Origin of the sequence: Faecalibacterium sp. HTF-F, from assembly GCF_023347535.1 — a bacterium.
GTDB lineage: Bacteria > Bacillota > Clostridia > Oscillospirales > Ruminococcaceae > Faecalibacterium > Faecalibacterium wellingii.
Window position 1 is genome coordinate 978,491 of the sequence record NZ_CP094473.1, and the last position, 26,924, is coordinate 1,005,414.

30 protein-coding genes and 2 pseudogenes are annotated in these 26,924 nt (G+C 46.7%); 29 read left to right on the top strand and 3 right to left on the bottom strand.

Annotation, left to right across the window (positions count from 1 at the left end):
• Positions 1-15 precede the first annotated feature (15 nt).
• The 9 genes from MTP37_RS04600 to MTP37_RS04640 all read left to right on the top strand — a co-directional run bounded on the left by MTP37_RS04600 (position 16) and on the right by MTP37_RS04640 (position 7,957).
• Positions 16-1,194, top strand: a complete 1,179-nt coding sequence (locus MTP37_RS04600; protein ID WP_249238398.1) for an O-antigen ligase family protein — start codon at positions 16-18, stop codon at positions 1,192-1,194.
• Between the two features lie 16 nt (positions 1,195-1,210).
• Positions 1,211-2,731 carry a lipopolysaccharide biosynthesis protein gene (locus MTP37_RS04605; RefSeq protein WP_249238399.1) on the top strand — a complete coding sequence of 507 codons (1,521 nt, stop codon included), beginning with the start codon at positions 1,211-1,213 and terminating at the stop codon, positions 2,729-2,731.
• 137 nt (positions 2,732-2,868) lie between these two features.
• On the top strand, positions 2,869-3,294 hold the full coding sequence (locus tag MTP37_RS04610) for a serine O-acetyltransferase (RefSeq protein ID WP_249238400.1): 426 nt from the start codon (positions 2,869-2,871) through the stop codon (positions 3,292-3,294).
• 6 nt (positions 3,295-3,300) lie between these two features.
• Complete coding sequence (gene gmhB / locus MTP37_RS04615) at positions 3,301-4,632, top strand: D-glycero-beta-D-manno-heptose 1,7-bisphosphate 7-phosphatase (RefSeq protein WP_249238401.1); 1,332 nt, start codon at positions 3,301-3,303, stop codon at positions 4,630-4,632.
• Positions 4,633-4,690: 58 nt separating this feature from the next.
• On the top strand, positions 4,691-5,593 hold the full coding sequence (locus MTP37_RS04620) for a sugar phosphate nucleotidyltransferase (protein WP_249238402.1): 903 nt from the start codon (positions 4,691-4,693) through the stop codon (positions 5,591-5,593).
• Positions 5,594-5,599: 6 nt separating this feature from the next.
• Positions 5,600-6,211, top strand: a complete 612-nt coding sequence (locus MTP37_RS04625; RefSeq protein WP_249238403.1) for a VanZ family protein — start codon at positions 5,600-5,602, stop codon at positions 6,209-6,211.
• 153 nt (positions 6,212-6,364) lie between these two features.
• Positions 6,365-7,063: a hypothetical protein gene (locus tag MTP37_RS04630; protein ID WP_249233230.1), complete on the top strand. Its 699-nt coding sequence runs from the start codon at positions 6,365-6,367 to the stop codon at positions 7,061-7,063.
• Positions 7,064-7,068: 5 nt separating this feature from the next.
• On the top strand, positions 7,069-7,560 hold the full coding sequence (locus tag MTP37_RS04635) for a hypothetical protein (RefSeq protein ID WP_249233229.1): 492 nt from the start codon (positions 7,069-7,071) through the stop codon (positions 7,558-7,560).
• Positions 7,561-7,588: 28 nt separating this feature from the next.
• Positions 7,589-7,957 carry a hypothetical protein gene (locus MTP37_RS04640; protein WP_249238404.1) on the top strand — a complete coding sequence of 123 codons (369 nt, stop codon included), beginning with the start codon at positions 7,589-7,591 and terminating at the stop codon, positions 7,955-7,957.
• 69 nt (positions 7,958-8,026) lie between these two features.
• Here MTP37_RS04640 and MTP37_RS04645 read toward each other — a convergent pair whose 3' ends face one another.
• Together MTP37_RS04645 and MTP37_RS04650 are read right to left on the bottom strand one after the other, a co-directional pair.
• On the bottom strand, positions 8,027-8,581 hold the full coding sequence (locus MTP37_RS04645; protein WP_249238405.1) for an ImmA/IrrE family metallo-endopeptidase: 555 nt from the start codon (positions 8,579-8,581) through the stop codon (positions 8,027-8,029).
• Positions 8,582-8,626: 45 nt separating this feature from the next.
• Positions 8,627-9,028, bottom strand: coding sequence for a helix-turn-helix transcriptional regulator (locus tag MTP37_RS04650; RefSeq protein ID WP_113998573.1), 402 nt, complete (start codon positions 9,026-9,028; stop codon positions 8,627-8,629).
• Positions 9,029-9,320: 292 nt separating this feature from the next.
• Between MTP37_RS04650 and MTP37_RS04655 the strand changes: the two genes are divergently transcribed.
• The 18 genes and pseudogenes from MTP37_RS04655 (at position 9,321) to MTP37_RS04740 (ending at position 24,630) form a co-directional block, all read left to right on the top strand.
• Complete coding sequence (locus MTP37_RS04655) at positions 9,321-9,527, top strand: hypothetical protein (protein WP_249238406.1); 207 nt, start codon at positions 9,321-9,323, stop codon at positions 9,525-9,527.
• A gap of 410 nt (positions 9,528-9,937) precedes the next feature.
• Positions 9,938-10,597: a sigma-70 family RNA polymerase sigma factor gene (locus MTP37_RS04660; protein ID WP_249238407.1), complete on the top strand. Its 660-nt coding sequence runs from the start codon at positions 9,938-9,940 to the stop codon at positions 10,595-10,597.
• On the top strand, positions 10,598-10,771 hold the full coding sequence (locus tag MTP37_RS04665) for a hypothetical protein (RefSeq protein ID WP_249238408.1): 174 nt from the start codon (positions 10,598-10,600) through the stop codon (positions 10,769-10,771). It abuts the gene before it with no gap.
• A 322-nt stretch (positions 10,772-11,093) separates the two neighbouring features.
• On the top strand, positions 11,094-11,975 hold the full coding sequence (locus MTP37_RS04670; RefSeq protein WP_249238409.1) for a DUF6017 domain-containing protein: 882 nt from the start codon (positions 11,094-11,096) through the stop codon (positions 11,973-11,975).
• A 13-nt stretch (positions 11,976-11,988) separates the two neighbouring features.
• Positions 11,989-12,651 carry a phage antirepressor KilAC domain-containing protein gene (locus MTP37_RS04675; RefSeq protein ID WP_249238410.1) on the top strand — a complete coding sequence of 221 codons (663 nt, stop codon included), beginning with the start codon at positions 11,989-11,991 and terminating at the stop codon, positions 12,649-12,651.
• A gap of 222 nt (positions 12,652-12,873) precedes the next feature.
• Positions 12,874-13,371, top strand: a complete 498-nt coding sequence (locus tag MTP37_RS04680; protein ID WP_249238411.1) for a PcfB family protein — start codon at positions 12,874-12,876, stop codon at positions 13,369-13,371.
• 98 nt (positions 13,372-13,469) lie between these two features.
• Positions 13,470-15,263, top strand: coding sequence for a VirD4-like conjugal transfer protein, CD1115 family (locus tag MTP37_RS04685; RefSeq protein WP_249238697.1), 1,794 nt, complete (start codon positions 13,470-13,472; stop codon positions 15,261-15,263).
• A gap of 238 nt (positions 15,264-15,501) precedes the next feature.
• Positions 15,502-15,630, top strand: a pseudogene (locus MTP37_RS04690) (Maff2 family mobile element protein); the annotation flags it as partial.
• 679 nt (positions 15,631-16,309) lie between these two features.
• A complete protein-coding gene (gene tet(W) / locus MTP37_RS04695) occupies positions 16,310-18,229 on the top strand; it encodes a tetracycline resistance ribosomal protection protein Tet(W) (protein ID WP_249238412.1) in 1,920 nt (639 codons plus the stop codon).
• A gap of 50 nt (positions 18,230-18,279) precedes the next feature.
• Positions 18,280-19,047 (top strand): class I SAM-dependent methyltransferase, encoded by a 768-nt coding sequence (locus MTP37_RS04700; protein ID WP_002586626.1) that lies wholly within the window; start codon positions 18,280-18,282, stop codon positions 19,045-19,047.
• Between the two features lie 171 nt (positions 19,048-19,218).
• Positions 19,219-19,641 (top strand): sigma-70 RNA polymerase sigma factor region 4 domain-containing protein, encoded by a 423-nt coding sequence (locus MTP37_RS04705; RefSeq protein WP_002586616.1) that lies wholly within the window; start codon positions 19,219-19,221, stop codon positions 19,639-19,641.
• Complete coding sequence (locus tag MTP37_RS04710; protein WP_002586615.1) at positions 19,634-19,846, top strand: helix-turn-helix domain-containing protein; 213 nt, start codon at positions 19,634-19,636, stop codon at positions 19,844-19,846. The genes MTP37_RS04705 and MTP37_RS04710 overlap by 8 nt, the downstream gene beginning before the upstream one ends.
• Positions 19,847-20,343: 497 nt before the next feature.
• A complete protein-coding gene (locus MTP37_RS04715) occupies positions 20,344-20,742 on the top strand; it encodes a plasmid mobilization protein (RefSeq protein ID WP_002596229.1) in 399 nt (132 codons plus the stop codon).
• Positions 20,714-22,339, top strand: a complete 1,626-nt coding sequence (locus MTP37_RS04720) for a relaxase/mobilization nuclease domain-containing protein (protein WP_002596230.1) — start codon at positions 20,714-20,716, stop codon at positions 22,337-22,339. Before MTP37_RS04715 ends, MTP37_RS04720 begins: the two co-directional genes overlap by 29 nt.
• On the top strand, positions 22,329-22,715 hold the full coding sequence (locus MTP37_RS04725) for a cysteine-rich VLP domain-containing protein (protein WP_002596231.1): 387 nt from the start codon (positions 22,329-22,331) through the stop codon (positions 22,713-22,715). The genes MTP37_RS04720 and MTP37_RS04725 overlap by 11 nt, the downstream gene beginning before the upstream one ends.
• Positions 22,716-22,730: 15 nt before the next feature.
• Positions 22,731-23,582, top strand: coding sequence for a replication initiator protein A (locus tag MTP37_RS04730; protein ID WP_002596232.1), 852 nt, complete (start codon positions 22,731-22,733; stop codon positions 23,580-23,582).
• A complete protein-coding gene (locus MTP37_RS04735; protein ID WP_002596233.1) occupies positions 23,579-24,421 on the top strand; it encodes an ATP-binding protein in 843 nt (280 codons plus the stop codon). The genes MTP37_RS04730 and MTP37_RS04735 overlap by 4 nt, the downstream gene beginning before the upstream one ends.
• Positions 24,422-24,435: 14 nt before the next feature.
• A complete protein-coding gene (locus MTP37_RS04740; RefSeq protein ID WP_002596234.1) occupies positions 24,436-24,630 on the top strand; it encodes a transposon-encoded TnpW family protein in 195 nt (64 codons plus the stop codon).
• Between the two features lie 64 nt (positions 24,631-24,694).
• Here MTP37_RS04740 and MTP37_RS04745 read toward each other — a convergent pair whose 3' ends face one another.
• Positions 24,695-24,895 (bottom strand): hypothetical protein, encoded by a 201-nt coding sequence (locus MTP37_RS04745; RefSeq protein ID WP_002596235.1) that lies wholly within the window; start codon positions 24,893-24,895, stop codon positions 24,695-24,697.
• A gap of 225 nt (positions 24,896-25,120) precedes the next feature.
• Here MTP37_RS04745 and MTP37_RS04750 point away from each other — a divergent pair, with 225 nt between their 5' ends.
• Positions 25,121-26,737 (top strand): recombinase family protein, encoded by a 1,617-nt coding sequence (locus MTP37_RS04750; RefSeq protein ID WP_002596236.1) that lies wholly within the window; start codon positions 25,121-25,123, stop codon positions 26,735-26,737.
• Between the two features lie 87 nt (positions 26,738-26,824).
• Positions 26,825-26,920 (top strand): annotated as a pseudogene (locus MTP37_RS04755) (Maff2 family mobile element protein); the annotation flags it as partial.
• Positions 26,921-26,924: the final 4 nt, after the last annotated feature.

Genomic DNA, 26,924 nt, shown 5'->3' on the forward strand with positions numbered 1-26,924 from the left:
TGCGAGGTGAGATTGTTGCTAGATTTAAAGGTTAAAAAATCATCGATTCTCTTGGCTGTGTACTTGTTTTCAATGTTTTTGCCCGGATATTTTTCAAGCCCAATTATGCAAATGGTATCAAATATAATGATGGTTGGAGTAGCAATTTATCTTTTTTCAGTAAAATACAAGCCGTCGCGTTTTATGATACTAACAATATGCTATTTTGCATATTTAATCGCAATAACATTTATATATCATAATAAGGCAGCAGATATTCATTTAATTATTTCGAATTTAAAAATTATATTTATGCTTTGTGCTATTGAGTATTTACTTAAAAGAACACCGAATAGCACAATCAATATAATGTTTTTTATATTGATAACATTTGTTATAATTGACTTTGCTTCAATAGTTTTATTTCCGAATGGGTTATATCAAACAGAACAGATTTGGAATGAGTGGTCATCTTCACAAGAAGCACAATGGATATACGGAAATAAAAATAATCGGGTCTATTGGTATGCGGTATTATCTATAATCACATGGCTAAGATACGTCTTTAATAATAAAAGTAAAGTGATGGTTTTGATAACATCTGGAATTTCTATTGTTGCTATGATGTTGGTCAAATCAAGTACTGCGACAATTGTTGCTATTCTTGTTAGCGTGGGGGTTTTTTATTTAACATATAAAAAGCAAACAAATATAAATATGAATTCATACGGTATTCTAGTAATTTATGGATGTATAACGGTTTTGATTTTATTGGGGTCCACTTCGTTACTGAAACCATTTGTTGAAGGCGTATTACATAAGGATATGACATTTACAGGTCGTAGTACAGCCTGGGAGAGAGTATTGTTGTTAATTGCTAGTAAACCCGTATTTGGTTGGGGAGTAGTTGATGGTGAAACGGCAACGGGACTTTTGAAAAGTATTGCTTTTGTAAATCCGCATAATCAGTTACTGGATTGTCTTTGGCAAGGTGGTATTATACTTGTATTTATTTTAAGTTTAATAATGATTACGATAGCTTCTAATATCACTAAAATTCCGAATAGATCTAAAAGAACAGGAATTCAATTTGTTTGGATAGGATTGCTAATAGATATGATTTTTGAAGTGTTGCTTGGTACGGGTGCAACATGGATTTGGTTGTTATTAATTAATCATTTGTATGAATTTGTATATGAACGAGAGGTTTCATAGAGTGTAAGGAGATAAGATGAATAAAGTAAAGAGACTGTTAATGACAATTTTGACATCAGGGATAGCAACAATATTGAGTTTTTTGATTAGCTTTATCTTAACTCCGTATATTACAAATAAACTTGGCGTTGAGGCATACGGATTTGTTACATTAGCAAAGAACTTCACTCAGTATGCTACTATTATTACAATTGCTTTGAACTCGTATGCAGCTAGGTATATTACAGTTTCATATCATAATAATGATATGAAAAAGGCTCAAGAATATATTTCTTCTGTATATTATGGAGACGTGGCAATTTCAGCAGTCATTATGATCGTTGCCGGCGGATTTATTTTATTTTTAGATAGAATACTTAACATCTCGTTAGAACTAGTTACTTCTGTAAAATTGCTTTTTCTTTATGTTTTTCTTGGTTTCGTTTTGACAACTGTTGGTACATCTTACACCGCAGCGGCTTATATAAAAAACAGATTAGATATTGTAGGAATTTTTCGAAGCCTCTCTTATATTTTTGAGGTCTTGTTTTACGTTATTGTATTTACTTTTTTCACCCCAAAAGTTTGGCAAGTGGGAGTGGCCATCTGCGTAGCTCAGTTGGTGATATTCGGAGGTGATTACTACATCTATAAAAAATATACACCGGAATTAAAGATAAAACGGAAAAACGTTTCGTTTAAGGCAATAAAAAAGTTAGTGGTGAATGGTATTTGGAATTCCATTAATAGTCTTGGGAACACGCTGAATTCAGGGTTGGATTTGATAGTGACAAACCTGTGGTTGTCTGATTTAGCAATGGGACAAATTGCAATAACAAAAACAATTTCAAGTATTTTTATGAGTTTTAATCAGTTGTTAGCACAACCTTTTCAACCGCTACTTCTGAAGAGTTATTCGGATGGAAATAAGAATAAACTTGTTTCGGAATTAAAGATTTCGATGAAATTAACGAGCCTGTTTTCAAGTATCGTTTTCGCCGGTTTTTTTTCTTTGGGAAAAGTTTTTTATGCCCTTTGGATACCAGGACAGGATATTGATTTGATATATGTGCTGACAGTTATCACGATGCTTTCTTCCGTTATCGAGGGACCGGTATATCCTCTATATTATATATACACATTGACTGTTAAAAATAAAATTCCTTGTCTGGTTACAGTTGTAGGTGGAATACTTAATGTGGCAGGAATGGCAATACTAGTAAAATATAGTTCGTTGGGTATATATTCTATTGTATTAACTACAACGGTCATTATGCTATTTATCAATCTTGTGACGAACCCACTTTATATGACACACTGCTTAAAAATAGAATGGTTTACTTTTTATCCGACGCTTTTAAGAACGATAATTTCTTGCACTTGCATGACAATAAGTTTTACTTTTATTGCAAATGCGTTGAATCCAAGCACATGGATGTCATTTGCTCTAACCGCGATCTTGTGTGGCATTATGGGGTGTATAATACATTTGGCTTTTGTATTTTCACGTGATGAAAAATCGAGGATTTTAGTCATTATTAAGAGTAAAGGGAAATAATGTAAAAGATGAGAACAATTTTACATGGGGGAGAAATAGTAGAATGATAGAAGATTTGAAAAATGTAATAGAACTTGAAGAAAAAGGATATGGCAGAAATAGTTTAATACGTCGATACTTACGAGAATTAAGAATTTGTGAGTACTATAAAAATTGTGCGGGGGAGCACAACACGACTCTTATTTAAACTCCATAACTTTTATAGAAATAGGTTAGGGTTGCGATTAGGGTTTGAAATTCCGTTAAATGTTTTTGGAAAAGGACTCCATATATTTCATACAGGAAATATTATCATCAATGAAACTTCATCTATCGGAGAATATTGTAATATAATTGGATCAACTTGTTTGGGCAGTAAAGATGGTGGAAACGGTCCCACAATAGGAAATCATTGTGAATTAGGGATGAATTCAGTTGTCATTGGAAATGTTAAAATAGGAAATAATGTTTATATTGGAGCTGGGGCAGTGGTAACTAAAAGCTTTGAGCAGAATGGAGTTTCTTGGGCTGGGGTTCCAGCTAAAATTGTAGCAAGCAGAAAAGATAGTAAGAAAGCTGATTGAAAAATTATGAAAACAGTAATAATGGCCGGAGGGCGAGGAACTCGAATATCTGAATTATTCCCTGATATTCCGAAACCTTTGATTCCAATTGAAGGAGTTCCGGTTCTTGAACGAGAGATTATCTCGTTGAGAGATCAGGGATTTAAAGATATCATTATGACAGTTTCCCATATGAGAGACAAAATCATGACCCATTTTGGAGATGGCTCTAAATTTGGAGCATCGATTCAGTACTACAACGAAGTTACACCGCTTGGAAACGCCGGCGCACTTTTTAAGCTGCGAGAGCAACTGGGGGATGAACCGTTCCTACTTTTGAATGCGGATGCTGTTTTTGATGTTGATTTCAACCGAATGGTCAGATTCCATCAGGAACATGGCGGATTAGTGACGCTGTTTACTCATCCTAATAACCATCCTTACGATAGTGGGCTTATCATTGCGGAAAAGGATATGTCGGTTCAATCTTGGCTGGCAAAGGAAGATGTTCGCCCGACATATTATAAAAATAGAGTCAATGCAGGTCTGCATGTGATTAATCCTAAAGTCCTTGATATGGTGGCAATTGATGCAGATAAAATCGGTACTGTGGATGAGATAACAGGAAAGACTGTAAAAGTTGATTTGGATCGTCAGCTTCTGAAACCGCTGGCGGGAACCGGTAAGATGTTCTGCTACGATTCGCCAGAGTATGTAAAGGATATGGGAACGCCAGAGCGCTTCCATCAGGTAGAAGAGGATTTCAAAGCAGGAAGAGTATCGGCTAAGAATCTTTCAAACAAGCAGAAAGCTGTGTTTCTCGACCGGGATGGTACGATTAATAAATATGTCGGGTTCCTTAGAAATATTAATGAATTTGAGTTGATTGATGGTGTGGCAGAGGCAATCAAGAAAATCAATGCGTCTGGTTATCTTGCAATTGTAGTCACAAATCAGCCTGTTATTGCTAGAGGAGAAGTGACTTTCAAAGAGCTGGAGGAAATCCACAACAAGATGGAAACAGAGCTTGGCTTGAGGGGCGCTTATCTTGATGCGATTTATTATTGCCCTCATCATCCGCACAAGGGATATGATGGCGAAGTCCCAGAGCTTAAAATAGAATGTGACTGTCGTAAACCGAAACCGGGAATGTTGCTGAAGGCGGCTATCGATTATAATATTGATCTGAGCCAGAGCTATATGATCGGTGATGGTGAGAATGATATTAAAGCTGGATTGGCTGCTAGATGTAAATCGATTCTAGTTAATGGAAACGGAACAGATACCAAGAATGAAGATTTTGGACAAATCGATACATTGGCTTCAGTATTGGAGTTTGTAGACAAGTATTTGTGTTGAGAAAAGCCAAGAATGTTTTTGGGGTTTAATTGAATTGTGACTACAGAGAGGAGAGAGCATGAAAACAACATTACTTATCATGGCAGCCGGTATTGGCAGTCGCTTCGGAACAGGAATTAAACAGTTAGAACCGGTGGATGATGCCGGACATATCATTATGGATTACTCGATTCATGATGCGATTGAAGCAGGCTTCAACCATGTAGTATTTATCATCCGCAAGGATATCGAGAAGGAGTTTAAAGAGGTTATCGGTGATCGCATTGCCTCCATTTGCTCTTCTCATAATGTAACTGTTGACTATGCTTTCCAGGGTATCAACGATATTCCTGGAACTCTGCCAGAAGGCCGGACAAAGCCGTGGGGAACCGGTCAGGCTGTGCTTGCAGCGAAGAAGGTCATCAAGACTCCTTTTATCGTCATCAATGCAGACGATTACTATGGCAAGGAAGGCTTCAAGGCCGTTCATGAGTATCTGGTAAATGGGGGCAAGTCCTGCATGGCGGGATTCGTGCTGAAGAATACTCTGTCTGATAACGGTGGTGTGACCCGTGGCATCTGCAAGATGGACGACCAAAACAATCTGACTGAGGTTGTGGAAACCAAGAATATTGTAAAAACTGCAACTGGGGCAGAAACAGACGGCGTAGCTGTTGATGTAAATTCTCTTGTTTCCATGAATATGTGGGGCTTGACACCAGAGTTTTTGGATGTGCTGGAAGATGGCTTTAAGGAGTTCTTTAAGAAAGAGGTTCCGGGTAATCCTCTGAAAGCAGAATATCTGATTCCCATCTTTATCGGTGAACTGCTGGAGCAGGGAAAGATGTCTGTAAAGGTTCTGAGAACCAATGACACTTGGTATGGTATGACCTATCATGAGGATGTCGCAGCTGTAAAGGACAGCTTCAAGAAGATGCTGGAAAACGGCGTGTACAAGACTGACCTGTTCAGTGATCTGTAAACGACGATGAAAGAAACGATTGATTTACTCGGGAAGATTCTCACAAACATTCTGACGGCTCTCTACGAGCCGTTTGGATTCTCGCTCCTGATTTCCTTCCTGGCCTTGTTTTTCTACCTATATGCATATGAGCCTACACATGCTGGCAAGGGCTGGAAGAGCGCCATAGTGACTTGGTATCAGAAATTTAAAGAGAGTACGTTTTTCCGGAAGTTGTTCCTATTGGTTTTCGTGACTTCGATAATCCTGTTTAGAACTCTGCTAAACCGTAATCTGTGGATGAATCCGTTGTCCAATGTCATGGGCGGATGGAGTATTTGGGAGACCGTGAACGGCGAGCAGAAACTAACTACCGAGTGCATCGAGAATGTAATCATGATGGTCCCGTTTTCAGCGGTAGTGATGTGGACATTCGGAGAGAAGATTGGAAACGGCTGGAAGAAGATACTGTGGCAAAGCGGTAAGATAGCATTTATCTTTTCTGTAAGTATTGAGATGCTACAATTATTGCTTCGTTTGGGAACGTTCCAGCTATCAGACATCTTCTATAACACAGTCGGTGGAGTACTAGGCGGTTTAGTGTACTACGGAATCGTGAAGGCGAGAAAGCGTCTGTAAAACTGGATGAAATTGTGATATACTGGGAGCGGTAGCTCTCTACGCTGCTCTGATAATCACACACCTCTTCGTGGTGAGCAGCAGGCAACGATCTAAGAATCAGGGATTCGGTGATCAGCTGAGATGTGAAGAAATTGAGAGGAGGAATAGCTCATGCATGTGTATAAAGAACTCAGTTTTGTGGGAAATAAACCGGGATTAGACAGCTTGGCAAAAAATATATATACTGTGTTTCCTGTGAATTGGATTAAGCCAAAACGTAATCAGATGTTGAAAGATTATATTCTTGCTGATTATGTCGGAGATCAAGCTCCTCATGCTGAGGTCTCAATTTATTATGGAAAAGATACCTGGCGTGACGGATATGTTAAGGTTTGTAATATTGTTCCACTACAAAAGAACCAGTTAACTATTGAGGAATATAATCAGTTGCTCGATTTATTTTATAATGATATAGCTAAAGTGTATGGTCAAACACATGATGATATTAAAGTTGTCGGACCGTCAACGGGTTGCTTTAACCCACTTGATTATATTTCTGAATCGGCACTAAATAAATTAACTTTATTTTGTAATACTGCAAATAAGTCTACTGGTTCATCGCATCCTTGTGATGAGGAACGTTGGTTTGATTTTATTTGTCAAACAGTGGATGATGGAAGAGTATTTGATTATGATACCTTGTCTAAATTTTTACAAGATGAGGAGTATTGGGGAAAGAAGGAAAAAGGATTTTTAGGTGTAATTGGACAGTTTGCATGGAGTGACGAGAATGCGCAGGAACTTGCATCTGAGTACGATAACTATGTTCGGATTCTTCAGTACTATAAGAAAACAAGACTGGGAGAATAATGGGCATGTTGGATGTTGTTTTGACAATTATTAACGTGATACTTGCAGTTGTTTCCGCTTTTGGAGCATGGAATTCAATTAAATATTTTCGGAAAAGCAAGAATCTTACAATTTTTGCACAGACAAACAAAGCATTAGTTGAAGTACAAAAAATGTTAATAAAGTTACCAGAAGCATTGTCTGCTTCAAATTCTTCGAGACGGGGAAAGAAAGGACTTAGCTTACATAATACTTTATGCGATATCGGACAGGAGCTTAATGCAAATTTGACTGAAATCAACTCAAATATACCAACAGAATATTCAGATGCGATTCGTCAATTACAGAATAAGGATGGCTTTAACTTGCAGGCCTATATTAATTCGTATATTAGTGGCGAGGCAGTACAGAACAATGGTATTGATTCAGATGATTTCAATGTTTGTCAGGCGAGGCTTTTGGAAATACAAGACTATCTGAAAAAATCGGCACTGGAAACAGAAGAGAAATTGAAATAAAAATACACCAGAAGTTATATTGATTACAATGCTATACTTAAACCAAAAAGGAAAGAGGTTATCACCTATGCCCAGAACTAAAGGTAGCAAGAATAAGCCCAAAACTGTGACTGCTGATTTCGCAACGCAGATTGCAGAAAAGCAGTCCGCAAAGGAAGCGCTCACAGCGGAAATCGCGTCCATCACCGCCAACATTGACACTTTGAAGGCTGATTTGAAAGCAAAAAAGGCTGCTTTGAAGAAGGCTGAAAAAGAAGTGGCAGCTCTGGAAGCAAAGAAGGCAAAGGCAGATGCTAAGGCTGCAGAAGAAGCAAAGAAAGCAGAAGCGGAATCCGTTCTGAAGAAGTTGCTTGCCGAGGGCATGAGTGCCGATGAAATCCTCGCTAAACTGAAATAACGGAAAACCCGTAATGAACGCTCATTGTGGCTTGTTCATTACGGGTTTTAGGATTATATGAACATAAGGTCATCCGGCGGCAACATCAAACTGAAAATGTGCCGGAAGGTTGAGATTTTTGATAAACGCATGGTGCTGGGCGTGGTAGTGCCGTAGATCGTACCCCAGATGATGCAGTTCAAGAAGCTTCACCAATACCAGATTGATATGAATGCGTTTGGCAGTGGCAATCTGAGCAGCATTCATCTTGCGTTTCGTCATCTGATAGACTTCCTCACTGTCCAGCATCAGGTGGGATGCAAAAGCATTCGGCTCATAAAGACAGATCTCCTTATCTGTAATCGCCAGAGATTTATTCAGCGTGTGCAAGTCCATAAGAATCTGATGCTCCAGATAATGCCCCAGAGCGTACCCGCAGACCATCTGCTTTGTCTGCGAATCAAGATGACTGTTGATCAGTATCAATGGCTTATCAAAATGGAGTGAAAGAAAACCCAGCACATCTTTGAAGCGGGGTGTTTCACTGATGTCCAGACTGCAGCTTCGCGCAATCCGTTTGATGTTGCGGGTGCCGGTATTTTGGACGAGGTCATTGGCTGCTTGGTAAATAAGAATGGAATCCATAATGTGCTCTCCTTTCGAGGATGGCATAGTGAATGGAACGGAATTTTACAGGCTCAATATTCGGTTCTTTTCTCGTTCTTGCTCGCGGTACTTAAAATAGGCTTTGTGCATTTCATACATGATGCCGTCCATATCCTGCGCGGTCAACTCTCCGCTGGCAAAAAGCTCAGTAAGCTCGAATGCGAGATGCTGGGCTTCTATTTTACCCTTTTTTCCGTAGGTTGCTGCAGCGCGTTCAATAAATAAAGACTGATCCGGTTGTATGTAGGTCAGAGGCACATGGAATATATCGGCCATTTTTTCAAGTATTTCAACATTGCGAGGGTAGCGACCATCACGTTCCCATCCGATGACTGTTCGTTTGCTGACACCCAGACACTTTGCCAATTCGTCCTGTGTTAAGGAATGCTTCTTTCGTAAATCACGAACTTTCTCTCCAAATCTCATGTTTGCAACCTTTCTATGGAGCAGTTATCGTACTGTAACAATGTGCAACGGAATTTGTAAATATTCAATTCAGAATGTGCAATAAGATTTCACATTTTCCTCTTGACACCGCAACACTACTTGCATATAATATATGCTATATTCTTTCAACTTTTATGGCTATTATACTGGAAAATGCGTAAATATGCAAGTGAAAAAGATGAAATTCAAGAAAAGTTCAGAAAAGTCCATAAGTTGAATCGAATGAACGAAAAGGTGAAATTCAAACCATAAAAAGGAGGCCGTGAAAAAGATGAGTAATGGAAAGCATGAGATCCGCACTCCGAAGGGATTGCGGATTGGAAATCGCAGTGTCGTTGATGGGAAAAATATGCTTCAGATCAAGCGTGGAGGCTGTGAAGATTACATTTCTGCTGAATCTCTGGTGGAGCGCATTCACGGCCTGCCCGTGAAGAGTATCGAGTTTATCACAGAGGAGGATCAGCGAAAAGATGCCTGAAGCAGAATCCTTCATCGGACACTGAGAGTGCAGAGGTGGAATTTTAGGCGGCACCTAGTTAGCCGACCAGCTCCATCAGATGTTCTTTTGGGTCTACAATATAATATCTGTTTGTTTAGAGCGATACCGTAGCAGTATGTGATATTGGCCGGAACAGAATGAACGAATGCAGCGCAGAAGTGCGCCTGCAAGTAGTTCATCCTGTTCCGGCCTTTTTTGCTTTTCAAAAAAAATTTTAAAACTGTATTCCAAAATGCCCCTGCGGATTCCTATTAGTATAGGGACTTCCCAAAAGTAGAAAGCAGCAAGAGGAATCTTAGATTCCCGTTTAAAAAAAACGGGTGAATCTGAGACGATTTCTGCTGCTTTTTTCAGTTCACCCGGAGCCGAACGGCAGAAAGGTGGACAAAATGCTTACATTGAAAAAGGTCAAGGAACTGGTAGAAGCACCTGTACATACCAAGCGCGTACCTTCTCCGAAGGTGCTTTTGGAAGAAGGCCTGATTCTGATGCGTAAAGAATTTGATCATGGCAGTCATCTGACGGTCTATCAAAGCGGCTACGTTTTGTTCTCTGCCGGAAAGAGAAACACCGTGTTTCACATTCACGACTGCTGTGGGGATTATTCCTATGATGCAGCGGCGGGGAGAGGCGATGTGATCAAAGAGGAATATTTTGAAAACTGCGAGTGGCATATCCGCGTACTGTTTGAGGGTGAACGGAAAATGGAAGAATCCCAGTGGAAATGCGAGGGAGCAGGTCAGGGTAATGTGTGCGTTTCGTATCATGCTGTGGCGGAAGATTGGGGCGAGATTGCAGACCGCACGATCAATGTGCTGGAGAAAATCGTTGAGAAGGAAGCCCTTCATGCAATGATGGCGGTTCTGACGAAGAAACAGCGCAGGCTGATCCACCAGCAGTTTGTTCTTGGTAAGACCCACCAGGAAATTGCAGATGATATGGGAATCTCGCGTGGATCGGTTACAAGGGCGGTCAACCAGGCTCTTGAGCGGATTCGCCGTAAATTTGACTTTGAAACACATTATGGATGGATCGCAGGAGGGTTTTGAATGAGAAAGGACCGTTTGATGAACAAGAGTGTGAAGCAGGCAGAGAAGGAGACAGGTGCTTCTCCTTATATAAAAAGGTGTGGTGAATACACCGTTGAGGTCGAATTTGCAGGCAGCTGTTCCCTGGAAAGCTGTCTTGCAGCCTACCTCAATGAAAAATATCGGATCACATAAAAATAAATTTTGAAAAGTGTATTCCAAAAAGGGCCTGTGGATTCCTATTAGTGTAAGGGGTACACAAGAGAACCTTACAGAGTTCTTTGAAAACTGAATAAGCCATCCCAGATAGATACTCCTGGCATTGAATGTGCATTCTGCGCGTCTTACCAGAGAAAACGCCGCTGAAATATGGGGCAGGAACGGGCTGGGGCAGAATGGCAAAGCTCAAATAACAGCAGATACACTGCGGTGGAGCAAGGAAACGTGTTCCACCGTAGGAATGTACTGTTATTTCCAATGGTGCAAATCCAATCCGAATAGGGGGTGATGAATTTACATGGAGTACCCGTATTTCAAAGGTCTGGAAGCAGACCGATACAGCTTTTACCGTGTGCCGAAGGCATTGGTCAAGGCTGATCTATTCCAGAAGATGTCCGGGGACGCTAAGCTGCTGTATGCTGTGCTGCTTGACCGTATGAGCCTTTCAATTAAGAACGGCTGGCAGGACAAGCACGGCAACGCCTACATTATCTGCACGATAGAGGAAGTCATGGACTCCATTCATTGTGCCAGACAAAAGGCAGTCAAACTGCTGGATGAACTGGAACAGGAGTTTCGGCTCATCGAGCGGCGCAGACAGGGACTTGGCAAACCCAATCTGCTGTATGTGAAAGACCTTTATGCGGGACTTTCACAATCGAACTACTTGAAGTATGGAAATCATACTTCTAAGAGTTTGAAAAACGAACTTCCAGTAGTTCCAAAATCAAACGGAAGTAATACTGAGAAGATAAATAAGACAGATAGTAGTGAGACTGATCTTATCTATCCGGCTGAACTGCAGGAAGAAGAACAGTACCGCCGCTATTTCAAGGAGGCTCTGGAACTGGAAATTCTGGAACAGGGCTATCCGGCAGATAAAACGGTTCTGTATGAGATTCTGGAACTGCTGGTGGAAACCGTCACCAGCAGAAAGAAGTTCCTGCGCATCTGTGGCGAGGAAAAGCCGAAAGAGGTGGTGAAAAGCCGCCTGATGAAGCTGGATTCCTCGCATATCCAGTACATATTGGAGTGCCTAAAAGAAAACAGCACTCAGATTCGGAACATCAAGCAATACCTGCTGGCAACGCTCTACAATGCTCCCGTGACCGTGGATAGCTATTATTCCGCACAGGTTCGGCATGATATGGGGTGGGGCGGTAGGGTAGATAAAAATTAAGGAGGACAACCCCATGAACATCGTATTCATGAGTATGGACGCGCTGCCCTCTACGCTGTGGGCGCGTGATCTGTATGACCAGATGCACATTCGCAGCGATTTCCGCAAGTGGTTCCCGCGTATGTGCCAGTATGGTTTCATCGAGGGCCGCGACTACGAGTATATGCCCCGTGTTCGGCTCCAGGATGAGGGCGGACGTACGGTCCAGCGGTATGTGAAAGACTACCGTATTACGCAGGACATGGCAAAGAAGCTCTGCAAACTGCACCATACGGCAGTCGGCGCGGCGTATCGTCCGCAGCCGTTTGATTGGGATGCGCTGCTGGGCCTGCTGCATAAGAAGCCGCCGCGCCGGAGCAGCTATGAAGCACAGTTGAGCGATTCCGATTCGCTGGTGACGACTACGCAGATCGCCAAAGAGTACGGCTGCGGAGCAAAGGTGTTCAATCGGCTGCTGCATCTGCACGGCATCCAGTACCGGGCCAATGGCCAGTGGGTGCTGTATTCGGAACATCACGGTAAGGGCTATACGTCCAGCCTGACGTTCCGGCTCCAGCGCAGCGATGGTTCCGAGGTGGAAAAGCTGCACACGGCATGGACGCAGAAAGGCCGGAAGTTCCTTTATCATACGTTGAAGCGGCGCGGTGTGCTGCCGCTGGCTGAACAGGGAGATTAATGCCTATGAATTTCACAGACAACCCGTTTGAACGAATGATGCGCCAGCGTCCGGGAACGGACAGCGGCCATCCCTGTAAGCGCTGCCGGCACAAATGGGAGTGTGGCTATCTGCTGCACCAGTGCCGTAAGAAGTTTCGCTCCATGTTGGGGAATACGGTATCTCCTGTGTCTGGGGCAGACCACCCCTGATACAGCAAAGATAGAGAGGAGATGAACAACCATGCAGGAAGAAGTCACTGAGAAAACCATCGCGCTATGTATCAAAGGAGGAAAAATCACCGCACAGATTTTGAAAGCAGCCCTGTTAAAGCTGCTCTCAAAGATTGAGAAGAAGAAACAGCAGGCGAAAGGAGAAAAAAGCCAATGTGAAAAATCGGGAAAGCAGAGCATTAAGAGCCTGCAAAAGAGCGGCGCGCAGATCACGAATATTGTGGTTACAGACAATAATATCAAGTCCTTCGACCGGGTGGCCCGGAAATACGGCATTGATTACAGTCTGAAAAAGGTGGAGCAGGAGGGAAAAACAGAATACCTTGTCTTTTTCGAGGCCAAGGACGTGGATGTTATGACCGCCGCCTTTAAGGAATACACCAGCGAAACGCTGAAAAAGCAGAAGCGAGAATCGGTACGCCAGAAGCTGGAAAAGGTGAAAGCAGAACTTTCCAACCATCGCCAGCTTAAAAAAGAAAAGAAGAGGGAGCAGGAACCGATACGATGAAGAATCTGAAAAAACCTGCCCGTCTGCCATGCAAAGCACCGTCCAACCAGACGGGCGGCACGGCATGGGGCAAAAAACTGGCTGCAGAGTTCAGCAGGATGGTGCAGTCAGCGGACATGAAAAAGCTGATCCTGCTGAATTTTCCGTACATCATCGCCTTTTACATGGTGGAGAAAGCTGCATGGCTCTACCGTCATTGCAATGGTGATTCCGTAGTGGACAGGCTGATGGTTCTTTTTATGAACTTTGGCCTGGCCTACAAAAGTGTCTTACCCAGTTTTCACACGTTCGACCTAATGGTGGGGCTGGTCGGTGCAGCTGCACTGAAAGCAGTGATCTACTTCAAAGGGAAGAACGCGAAGAAGTATCGGCAAGGCGAGGAATATGGCTCTGCCCGGTGGGGCAACCAGAAGGACATCGAACCTTTTATTGACCCGGTATTCGAGAACAACGTCATCCTCACACAGACCGAACGGCTGATGATGAGTGGTAGACCAAAGCATCCGAAGTATGCTCGGAACAAAAACGTCATTGTGATCGGTGGCAGTGGCAGCGGTAAGACACGATTTTACGTCAAGCCGAACCTGATGCAGATGCCCCAAAAGGTCAGCTATGTCGTAACGGACCCCAAAGGCACAATTATTGTCGAGTGCGGAAAGATGCTCTCGGATGCCGGGTATAAAATCAAAGTCCTGAACACCATCAACTTCAAAAAATCCATGCGGTACAATCCGTTCCATTACATCCGCAGTGAGAAGGATATCCTGAAACTGGTCAATACCATCATCGCCAATACAAAGGGCGATGGAGAAAAATCCGGCGAAGATTTCTGGATCAAAGCCGAACGCCTGCTCTACTGCGCGCTGATCGGCTACATCTGGTATGAAGCCCCGGAGGAGGAGCAGAACTTTTCCACGCTGCTGGAGTTCATCAACGCCAGCGAAGCCCGCGAGGATGACGAAGAGTTTAAGAATCCTGTGGATGAACTGTTTGAGGAATTGGAACAGAAGAAACCGGAGCACTTTGCAGTCCGTCAGTATAAGAAGTATAAGCTGGCGGCCGGCAAAACGGCAAAATCCATCCTCATTTCCTGCGGTGCCAGACTAGCCCCATTTGATATTGCGGAGCTGCGTGACCTTATGGCCTATGATGAAATGGAACTGGATTTTCTGGGGGATCGCCGCACGGCCTTGTTCGTTATTATTTCCGACACGGACGATACCTTCAATTTCGTGGTGTCCATCATGTACACCCAGCTTTTCAATCTGCTTTGTGACCGTGCAGATGATCAATGCGGAGGTCAGCTAAAGTATCATGTGCGGCTGCTGCTTGATGAGTTTGCGAACATCGGTCTGATCCCGAAGTTTGATAAGCTGATCGCCACCATCCGCAGCCGCGAGATTTCGGCATCCATCATCCTACAATCGCAGAGCCAGTTGAAAACCATCTACAAGGATGCCGCAGAAACCATCATCGGCAACTGCGACACCATGCTGTTCCTCGGCGGCAAGGAAAGCTCAACCCTCAAAGAAATTTCCGAAACGCTGGGAAAAGAAACAATCGACTTATATAACACATCGGACACGCGCGGCCAAAGCCCTTCCTTTGGTACAACGTACCAAAAGACTGGCAAGGAACTTATGAGTCGGGATGAGCTTTCTGTCATGGATGGCAGCAAGTGCATCCTGCAGCTGCGCGGTGTCCGGCCATTTCTGAGCGACAAATTCGACATTACCAAGCATAAGCGGTACAAAGAACTGTCGGACTTTGATAAGAAGAACGCTTTCGATGTGGAACGCTACCTGAAGCATGAATTGCAACTGCGGATGGATGAAGAATTTGATTGCTATGAGGTGGATTTGACCCCAGCAACCGAAGAAGCAACCGCATAAAAAATAGGAGGTGCTTATCCGAAACAAGTATGCTAGCCCGCCTGTCCGGGCAGACCCCGTGGTAGGAAATTCACCCGATTGATCTCTACATTTTTTGCGATTCCAAAAGGCTGATTTTTTATGAAAATGAAAGGAGAAGCCAGAATTGCAGGAAGCAGGCAGCACCGAAGATGTGCCAGCCTGTTTTTCTTTTGGAATCGTGCTTTTTATCATTGCTGCAATCTGGCGAAACAACACTATGGAATTCTTCAATCAGGCTATTACCGTTCTGCAGACTCTCGTTGTTGCCATCGGCGCGGGCCTTGGCGTTTGGGGCGTTGTGAACCTCATGGAAGGGTACGGAAACGACAACCCCGGCGCAAATGCTCATGTACGGTAAAGAAGCAAGCAACCGAAAACAATAGATAGACCGCCAGCACTACACTATTCCGAACCAAAGACCAAAAGATAAGCATTTTGAGAAAATCTAAACTTTTGGATTTTCCTACAATGCCGACTACGGCGGAATCCCTCCCACTCCTTATATATTTCTTTCTGTATACATTGAATTTGTATTTAGTAAAATGCAGACAACACCACGGATCGGCTTTTGGCTGGACAATTCCAACCAAACACCGCAGCAGACAGTAGAAACCATTCTGAACGTTAGGAAGCCGGTATGATTGTTACATATAAGGGGAAGAAAAATTTCTTTTAGATACTTGTTTTCCTAAAACTGATGTGATATAATAATTAAACTGATGTGATATAATAATTCAATTCCAGAAAAGGAGTAAAAAATATGCGGCAAGGTATTCTTAAATAAAACTATAATCAAATAGTGGGAACAAAGGATTATGATAGTCCCTTTTGTAGGGGCTTAGTTTTTTGTACCCAATTTAAGAATACTTTTGCCTTATCAATTTTGACATATCCCCAAAAACAGCACTCACAAACAGGTGTATGCTGTATATGTGTATGTCCGCAAATTATCATCCCCAGTGGTAAAAGTATTTTACTGCTGGGGATTTTTATGCCCTTCGGGGCAGTAAAGGGAGGACAATCACATGAAAATAATCAATATTGGAATTCTTGCCCATGTAGACGCTGGAAAGACGACCTTGACGGAGAGCCTGCTATATGCCAGCGGAGCCATTTCAGAACCGGGGAGCGTCGAAAAAGGGACAACGAGGACGGACACCATGTTTTTGGAGCGGCAGCGTGGGATTACCATTCAAGCGGCAGTCACTTCCTTCCAGTGGCACAGATGTAAAGTTAACATTGTGGATACGCCCGGCCACATGGATTTTTTGGCGGAGGTGTACCGCTCTTTGGCTGTTTTAGATGGGGCCATCTTGGTGATCTCCGCTAAAGATGGCGTGCAGGCCCAGACCCGTATTCTGTTCCATGCCCTGCGGAAAATGAACATTCCCACCGTTATCTTTATCAACAAGATCGACCAGGCTGGCGTTGATTTGCAGAGCGTGGTTCAGTCTGTTCGGGATAAGCTCTCCGCCGATATTATCATCAAGCAGACGGTGTCGCTGTCCCCGGAAATAGTCCTGGAGGAAAATACCGACATAGAAGCATGGGATGCGGTCATCGAAAATAACGATAAATTATTGGAAAAGTATATCGCAGGAGAACCAATCAGCCGGGAAAAACTTGTGCGGGAGGAACAGCGGCGGGTTCAAGACGCCTCCCTGTTCCCGGTCTATTATGGCAGCGCCAAAAAGGGCCTTGGCATTCAACCGTTGATGGATGCGGTGACAGGGCTGTTCCAACCGATTGGGGAACAGGGGGGCGCCGCCCTATGCGGCAGCGTTTTCAAGGTTGAGTACACCGATTGCGGCCAGCGGCGTGTCTATCTACGGTTATACAGCGGAACGCTGCGCCTGCGGGATACGGTGGCCCTGGCCGGGAGAGAAAAGCTGAAAATCACAGAGATGCGTATTCCATCCAAAGGGGAAATTGTTCGGACAGACACCGCTTATCAGGGTGAAATTGTTATCCTTCCCAGCGACAGCGTGAGGTTAAACGATGTATTAGGGGACCAAACCCGGCTCCCTCGTAAAAGGTGGCGCGAGGACCCCCTCCCCATGCTGCGGACGACGATTGCGCCGAAAACGGCAGCGCAAAGAGAACGGCTGCTGGACGCTCTTACGCAACTTGCGGATACTGACCCGCTTTTGCGTTGCGAAGTGGATTCCATCACCCATGAGATCATTCTTTCTTTTTTGGGCCGGGTGCAGTTGGAGGTTGTTTCCGCTTTGCTGTCGGAAAAATACAAGCTTGAAACAGTGGTAAAGGAACCCTCCGTCATTTATATGGAGCGGCCGCTCAAAGCAGCCAGCCACACCATCCATATCGAGGTGCCGCCCAACCCGTTTTGGGCATCCATAGGACTGTCTGTTACACCACTCTCGCTTGGCTCCGGTGTACAATACGAGAGCCGGGTTTCGCTGGGATACTTGAACCAGAGTTTTCAAAACGCTGTCAGGGATGGTATCCGTTACGGGCTGGAGCAGGGCTTGTTCGGCTGGAACGTAACGGACTGTAAGATTTGCTTTGAATACGGGCTTTATTACAGTCCGGTCAGCACGCCGGCGGACTTCCGCTCATTGGCCCCGATTGTATTGGAACAGGCATTGAAGGAATCGGGGACGCAGCTGCTGGAACCTTATCTCTCCTTCATCCTCTATGCGCCCCAGGAATACCTTTCCAGGGCTTATCATGATGCACCGAAATACTGTGCCACCATCGAAACGGCCCAGGTAAAAAAGGATGAAGTTGTCTTTACTGGCGAGATTCCCGCCCGCTGTATACAGGCATACCGTACTGATCTGGCCTTTTACACCAACGGGCGGAGCGTATGCCTTACAGAGCTGAAAGGATATCAGGCCGCTGTCGGTCAGCCGGTCATCCAGCCCCGCCGTCCAAACAGCCGCCTGGACAAGGTGCGCCATATGTTTCAGAAGGTAATGTAAAGATACATAATCGTCAAGACGGCAACAATCAGAAGTTATGGAGGGTAACAATGGAATATAGTAAGGAAGATTTAATGGAAGCAAAAAAGCAAATTTGGGGAGTGGGAGAGAACATGGGAACAGAGGAAAGTAAAAAAATCTGGGAGGAGAACGCACAATTTTGGGATAATGCAATGGGTGACGAATCTAATGAATTTCACAGAGAGGTAGTGCGTCCCAAAGTAACGGAACTTCTATCTCCTAATCCTGCGGATTACATTTTGGATATTGCGTGTGGCAATGGAAATTATTCTTCGTATCTTGCACAAAGAGGCGCTTCGGTTGTCGCTTTTGATTACAGCAAAAAAATGATAGAATTGGCTAAAAGACGGCAATCACAATATGCAAAACAAATTGAATTTTGTGTGGCGGATGCGACCGATAGAAAAAGTATATTAGAATTAAAAAGAAATCGAGCCTTTACGAAAGCAGTTTCTAATATGGCAATTATGGATATTACGGATATTGAACCACTTCTTATGGCTGTTTATGAACTGTTGCAGGAAAGCGGAATTTTTGTCTTTGCAACGCAACACCCTTGTTTTGTCACGTTGACTGAAAAATATATGACACCGCACAGTTACTATGATATAGCGATTGAAGGGCAACCGAAAGAGCAGATTTATTATCATCGTTCCATACAAGATATTTTTAACCTTTGTTTTAGAGCTGGATTTGTCATTGATGGATTTTATGAAGAATGTTTTAAAACCAACAAAGAAATTCCTATGGTAATGATAGTAAGGCTTAAGAAGGTAAAACGTGATAGCTTAAAATAAATTCAAGTTTGTCGGGTAAATAGCAAACCCAGCCGAGCCAGTCAACGGTCAAGATGAACGGCGCATATGCGCAGCCGTTGACAGCCCCGCCCGCCTTTGCTGGTAGGCAATCAAGGGGCGACAGCAAGAAGTGCCACCGCCCCGCACTATTATTCAGAAAGGGGAATTTCCATGACCGACCAGATAGCCTATCAAGAATATATCCAGCGCAGGTACAACGCCTTTTGCAAGACTGTTATCCGCTGTGCCGCCTTGGACAAGATTTTGAAGCTTAAACGGCAATGGGAACGGCAAGTTTCCCTTGACTATCTGATGAACGAGAAGTTTGTCCAGTTTGCCGCGTCGGAGCCGGACGAGGAATACCCATTTACCGTCTGCGGTCAGACCGTCCTGCTCTGCAACGCCGCCCTTGCCGACGCGATCTCTGTTTTGCCGGAGCAGACGCGGGAAGAAATCCTGCGCTATTACTTTCTGCGCCAGCCGCAGCGCGTGATCGGCGCGTGTATTGGCCGGTCACGCAGCACAGCGGGGCGGCATATCCAGCTTGCCTTGCAGCGGCTACGCGAAGAAATGGGGGTGAGCCGGTATGAGTAGACTTCTCCCCTATGAAACAATCCTCAAAGCCCGTGAGGGCGACCCAGAAGCCGTGAACGCTGTCCTGCTCCACTACGCCGGATATATCCGCTATTTCTCAAAAGTGAACGGGCAGGTCAACGCCGAGGTGGAGGACTATGTAAAGCAGCGGTTAATTGACTGTCAATTCAAGTTCCGGCTTGACGAACCACCGGACAAGTCATAAAAACTGAATACCAGCCGCCACCGACGCGGCCAGCGAAAGCAGTAAGTCTTGAAAAAGATTTACTGCTTTTTTTGTTGTCCGGCTCCGCTCCCGGCCATTTTGCCCCCTGCCGGTTGTAGTAGTAAGCGAGGAGGGAATTTTTCTGCCCTGGTGTTTGGCATTTGGAGCATTTACCCGTAGTAGAGGGCAAAGAGAAAGGATTTCTCCAACACCGGGTAGAAACCACTGCGTCCGGTGTCATTTTAGCGAAAGCGGGCAGGAATGCCCTTTACAGGATTAGTAGTAGCAGAAAAAGAGAAACAAACTTTTGTGGTTGCAGTTTTCCAAAAAAGTGGCGGACGGAAGTGAGAGAAAGTTTGCAGTCACGGAGAGCAAGTTTCTACCACGGTGCCAAAATCCGCAATTCTGCAGTTTTGCCCCTCGCGGGAAACTTGTTGGGGAGTGCCTTCCCCAAACCCTGCTCATGCGCCCTTACGGGCGAGAAAGGAGGTCACACCATGCGAAAGAAATACAACACGCCCCACCGCAGCCGCGTTGTGAAAACCCGGCTGTCCGAAGATGAGTATGCCGACTTCACAGCGCGGCTTGCGCCCTATGGTATCAGCCAGTCCGAATTTCTCCGGCAGGCGATACGGCGGGCGACCATACGCCCGGTTGTCCATGTGTCGTCGGTCAATGACGAGTTGCTTTCCGCTGTCGGGAAGCTGACAGCCGAGTACGGCAGGATCGGCGGCAACCTCAATCAGATTGCCCGGTATCTGAACGAATACGGCGTACCCTACAACACCCTTTCCGGCGAGGTACGCGCCGCCATATCCGACCTTGCCGTCCTCAAGTATGAAGTCCTCAAGAAAGTAGGTGACGCGGTTGGCAACACTCAAGCATATCAACTCTAAAAACGCCGACTACGGAGCCGCCGAGCAATATCTTCTCTTTGAGCATGACGAGTTTACCATGAAGCCCGTCCTTGATGAAACCGGCAGGCTTATCCCCCGCGAGGACTACCGGCTGTCCACGCTGAACTGCGACGGGGAGGATTTTGCCGTTGCGTGTATGCGGGCCAATCTCCGCTATCAGAAAAACCAGCGGCGGGAAGATGTGAAAAGCCACCACTACATCATCAGCTTTGACCCGCGGGACGGGCCGGACAACGGCCTGACCGTAGACCGGGCGCAGGCGTTGGGGGAACAATTCTGTAAAGAGCATTTTCCCGGCCACCAGGCCCTTGTCTGCACCCACCCGGACGGGCATAACCACAGCGGCAACATTCATGTGCATATCGTCATAAACAGCCTGCGGATTGAGGAAGTGCCGTTCCTGCCCTACATGGACAGGCCGGCCGATACGAAAGTCGGCTGCAAGCACCGATGTACCGACGCTGCCCTGCGCTACTTCAAATCCGAAGTCATGGAGATGTGCCACCGGGAGGGGCTTTATCAAATCGACCTCTTGAACGGCAGCAAGAACCGCGTCACCGACCGGGAGTATTGGGCGCAGAAAAAGGGACAGGCCGCGCTGGACAAGCAGAACGCCCCCATGATTGCCGATAGTATCACGCCCCGGCAGACCAAGTTTGAAACGAACAAGGAGAAGCTGCGGCAGACCCTACGGAAAGCCCTTGCCACCGCCGCCAGCTTTGACGAGTTTTCCTCTCTGTTGCTGCAGGAGGGTGTGACCGTCAAGGAGAGCCGGGGGCGGCTTTCCTACCTCACGCCGGACAGGACAAAGCCAATTACCGCCCGGAAGCTGGGCGACGATTTTGACCGCGCCGCTGTCTTTGCCGTTTTAGAGCAAAACGCCGCCAGAGCAGCCGAAGCGCCAGCCAGATCCCCCGATCCCCCACGCACCATAAAAGACCGCTTGCAGGTTGCCAGAGCCGAGATAGCCGCCCCGAAACAGGACGGAGTGCAGCGGCTTGTGGACATTGAGCAGAAAATGGCCGAGGGCAAAGGCCGGGGCTATGAACGCTGGGCGAAGATACACAATCTGAAGCAGGCCGCCAAAACGCTGTCCGTCTACCAGCAATACGGCTTTACTTCCCCGGAGCAGTTAGAAGCCGCCGTTGACACCGCCTATCAGAAAATGCGCCAGACCAGCGGCGAACTGAAAGCACTGGAAACGAAGCTGCAAGGGAAAAAGAAGTTGCAGCGGCAGGTGTTGGCCTACGCCCAGACCAAGGCCGCCCGCGACGGGCTGCGGGCACAGAAATCCGAGAAAGCCCGCGCCGCATACCGGCAGGCCCATGAGAGCGATTTTATCATAGCCGACGCAGCAGCCCGGTATTTCAAGGCGCATGGCATTACCAAGCTGCCCGCCCGGAAAGCGTTGCAGGCCGAGATCGAGCAGCTTATCTCCGAGAAAGACGGCCTGTATAACACCTATCACGAACAGAAACAGCGGTTCAAGGAGTTGCAGACCGTCAAGCGGAACATCGACCAGATTTTGCGCCGGGACGAGCCGCACCGCAGAAAGGAGCAGAGCCATGAGCGATAACCTGCCCCACATGGACTACCGCCAGCACCGGCGGGCGCGGCGGCTGGTACATGAGTGCTGTAACTACGATGAGGGGAACTGCCTGCTATTGGACGACGGGGAGCCTTGCGTGTGCGTCCAGAGCATTTCCTTTTCCCTCATGTGCCACTGGTTCCGTGTGGCTGTCCTGCCCCTTGACGGGGAGCTGGCCGCAGCCCTCTTGTGCCGGGGAAGCCGGAAACGGTGTGCCGTCTGCGGGGCGGCCTTTGTCCCCAAATCCAACCGGGGAAAATACTGCCCCGACTGCGCCGGGCGCATGAAGAAAATCAAAGCCGCCGAGAGAAAGCGGAAACAAAGGCAGAGATGTCACGCTTTAGAGCCTTTCAAACCCGCATAAATCAAGGCTTTTTTCGTGGGTGTCAAAGGGTACGCGATACATTTATCCTTTTCCCCCGGAAACGGCGTTTTAATGCGTGACAATACGCCAAAATCAACCCGAACACAGGGAGGTGATCCTATCGCTGATTATATCAGGGCAGACACGCGGCTGCCCGCCTATCTGCCGTATCCCCGTTTCCTGCTGAAAATGGAGATTTCACAGACCGCCAAGCTGCTGTATTCGCTGCTGTTAGACCGTTCCACCCTCTCCCAGAAAAACAAGTGGCTGGACGACGAGGGCAGGATTTATATTATCTATCCCATCGCGGAGATAGCAGAAATACTGGATAAAGGCAGCACCACCATCAAGGGGGCGCTTAATGAACTGGACACGGCGGGGCTGTTGGAACGGGAACGGGGCGGCTTCTCCGCACCGAACCGGCTTTATGTCAAAGTACCGCCAGTGCCACAGGTACAGTTTTCAGACCAACTGATGGCCGGAAGTCCGCCCCTCATAGAGCCGGAAAACCGTCCTACTGATGGTCAGAAAACCGACCTTATGATGGTCGGAAAACCGTCCCCTAACCAAACTACTATAAACAACCTTACAGAGAGCCAAACAAAGGGAGTGAGTGGGGGGCCGTCCGCGCCCTATGGCCGATATGGAAATATTTTTCTGTCACAGACCGAATACGACGAGTTGCAGGCAGAGTACCCTGACAGGCTGGAACGGTTCATCGAGGAAATGAGCCGCTACCTTGCCGCCAACGGGAAAAGCTACCAGAACTATGCCGCCGCCCTGCGGATATGGGCGGGGAACGACAAAAAGGAAGCCCCTAAAAAGGGCATACCAGACTACTCATGCAAGGAGGGCGAGAGTTTATGAAGAATGAAATCAACGCGGTTTTGGAGAATATGACGACCACCATCCCGGAGCCGGAGGACTACACCGGCGAGGACGGTTTACTGTACTGCGGCAAGTGCCGCAAGCCGAAAGAAGCCTATTTTGCGCCGGATAAGGCCGCTATCTTCGGGCGCGACCGCCACCCGGCAGAGTGCGACTGCCAGAGAACCGCCCGCGAGGAACGGGAAGCCGCCGAAAAGCGGCGCAGACACCTTGACACCGTGGAAGAACTGAAACGCCGGGGCTTTACCGACCCCACCATGCGGGACTGGACTTTCGAGAACGACAACGGCAGGAACCCGCAGACCGGGCTTGCCCGCCGGTATGTGGAGCATTGGGAAGATATGCGGACAGACAATATCGGCTGCCTGTTCTGGGGCGGCGTAGGCACCGGCAAAAGCTACCTTGCAGGCTGTATCGCAAACGCCCTCATGGAGAAAGAAATCCCCGTCCGCATGACGAACTTTGCTCTTATCCTCAATGACCTTGCCGCCAGCTTTGAGGGGCGCAACGAGTACATTTCCCGCCTTTGTCGTTATCCGCTGCTGATCCTTGACGACTTCGGCATGGAACGCGGGACGGAATACGGGCTGGAACAGGTGTTCAATGTGATTGACAGCCGTTACCGCAGCGGCAAGCCGCTGATCGTCACGACCAACCTTACGCTGGACGACCTGCACAACCCGGAGGACACCGCCCATTCCCGGATTTATGACCGCCTGCTTTCCATGTGCGTCCCGGTACGCTTTACCGGCGACAACTTCCGGCAGGAAACCGCCAAGCGGAAAATGGAGAGCATGAAGAAACTGATTACCGACTGAAAGGAGTATTGCCTATGGCAGATAACAAGCAGCACGACACCCGCACCACCCGCCGCCCTGACTGTGTGACGGAAATCCGCATGGGCAATTCCGTCCTTGTCGTGTCCGGCTATTTCAAGAAAGACACCACAACCACAGCCGCCGACAAAATGGCGCGGGTACTGGAAGCGGAAGCCGCTGCTACACAGGAGCCGACTTATCCGGCGTGAACCGGGGCATGGAAAAGCGGCCATGCCAGGGAGCATGACCGCTGGAACGAAAATCGGAAGTGCTTTAGCAATTCTTAATCTCATTCTCTATAAAATAATTTGCAATTTCAAAGGCTTTTATTCTTCTCTTTGCCAATGTGATTTGTGATTTATAACGCTCGGAATTATCCTTTGATTCAAATGTTTTTACTGTTTCTCTTAGCTTGTGCAGAGTTGAATCAATTTGCCTTTTGGCCGCGGTTAATTCATCTATTGTATACTTCATGTTTTCTCCTTTAACTTCTGATTTTTTTGTTAAATCAGAGTATACCACGGAGTTATGAACTTTTCTACTGCAAATATGGGACGACAACCCATACCATAAAAATCGGAAAATTGAAAAGCTGTAAAGAAGCAAATTTAACGCTTTTGCCGCTGTACAGCCCCCGCCGTTCCGTGGTACAATGAAACCACGGAATAGTGGGGCTGGCTGTCGGAAACGGAGGATTTTATGTTAAGACAAGCCACCCAAAACCTCATTACCGCCCTTTATCCGAGATTGTCCCACGAGGATGAATTGCAAGGCGAGAGTAATTCCATATCGAACCAAAAAAGGATACTCGAAACCTACGCAAAACAGAACGGCTTTACCAATCTGCGCTGGTACACCGACGACGGTTTTTCCGGCGCGAACTTCCAGCGGCCCGGATTTCAAGCCATGCTTGCGGACATTGAAGCCGGGAAAGTGGGTACGGTCATCGTCAAGGACATGAGCCGGTTAGGGCGAAACTACTTGCAGGTAGGGTTTTACACGGAAATGCTGTTCCCTCAAAAGGGTGTGCGTTTTATCGCTGTCAACGATAATGTGGACAGTGCCAGCGAGGGCATGGACAACGATTTTACCCCGCTGCGAAATCTGTTCAATGAATGGCTGGTGAGAGATACGAGCAAGAAAATCAAGGCAGTGAAAAAGTCAAAAGGCATGAGCGGCAAGCCTGTTACCAGCAAGCCGGTTTACGGCTATGTGATGGACGAGGACGAGAATTTTATTATAGACGAGGAAGCCGCCCCGGTGGTGCAGCAGATTTACCAGCTTTGCCTTGCCGGGAACGGCCCGACCAAGATTGCCCGTATGCTGACGGAGCAGCAAATCCCCACGCCGGGGACGCTGGAATATCAGCGGACAGGCAGCACCCGCCGTTATCACCCAGGCTATGAGTGCAAATGGGCGACCAACACCGTCGTTCATATCCTCGAAAACCGAGAGTACACCGGATGTCTGGTGAACTTCAAAACGGAAAAGCCTTCTTATAAGGTCAAGCACAGCATAGAGAACCCCGTCGAGAAGCAGGCCATTTTCGAGAACCACCATGAGCCGATCATCGACAAGGAAACATGGGAACGGGTGCAGGAGTTACGCAAACAGCGCAAACGCCCGAACCGCTACGATGAAGTGGGGCTGTTCTCCGGGATTTTGTTCTGCGCCGACTGCGGCCATGTGCTGTATCAGCAGCGGTATCAGAACAAAGACCGCAAACAGGACTGCTACATCTGCGGCAGCTACAAGAAGCGCACCCGCAACTGTACGGCGCACTTTATCCGCACCGATCTGTTGACCGCTGGTGTCCTGGCAAATCTCCGGCAAGTGACCGAATACGCAGCCAAGCATGAGAGCCGGTTTGTGAAACTACTTGTCCAGCAGAACGAGATCGGCGGCAAGCGAAAGACCGCCGCAGCCATCAAGCAGCTTGAACAGGCGCAGGAACGCATTTCTGAAATCAGCCGCATTATCAAGCGGCTGTATGAGGACAATGTAAACGGCAAAATCAGCGATGAGCGTTTCATGGAACTGTCGGCTGACTACGAAGCCGAGCAAGCGGAGCTGAAAAAGAGAGCCGCCGCCCTGCAAGCCGAACTGGACAAGTCACAGGCAGCTACCGTCAACGCCGAGAAATTTATGGGCATTGTCCGCAAGCACCTTGCCTTTGAAGAACTGACCCCCACTCTCTTGCGGGAAATGATCGAGAAAATTGTGGTGCATGAGTGCAGCTATGATGAGAACGGCACCCGCAGGCAGGACATTGAGATTTATTACAGCTTTGTCGGCAAGATTGACTTGCCCGAATAACCGCCCGACCTATCCGACACAATGGCCAAGTGTCGGATAGGAACGGCAAAATTTTTTGCACTTCTATTGCTTCTTTATCACACATAAGCAAAGTCGCAGGGCATGAAGCAGCTCATGTCCGGCGGCGGTGTCATCCTCATCGGCACCCAGCTGATTCCGCTGCTCTCCGGTCTGTTCGGCTAATCAA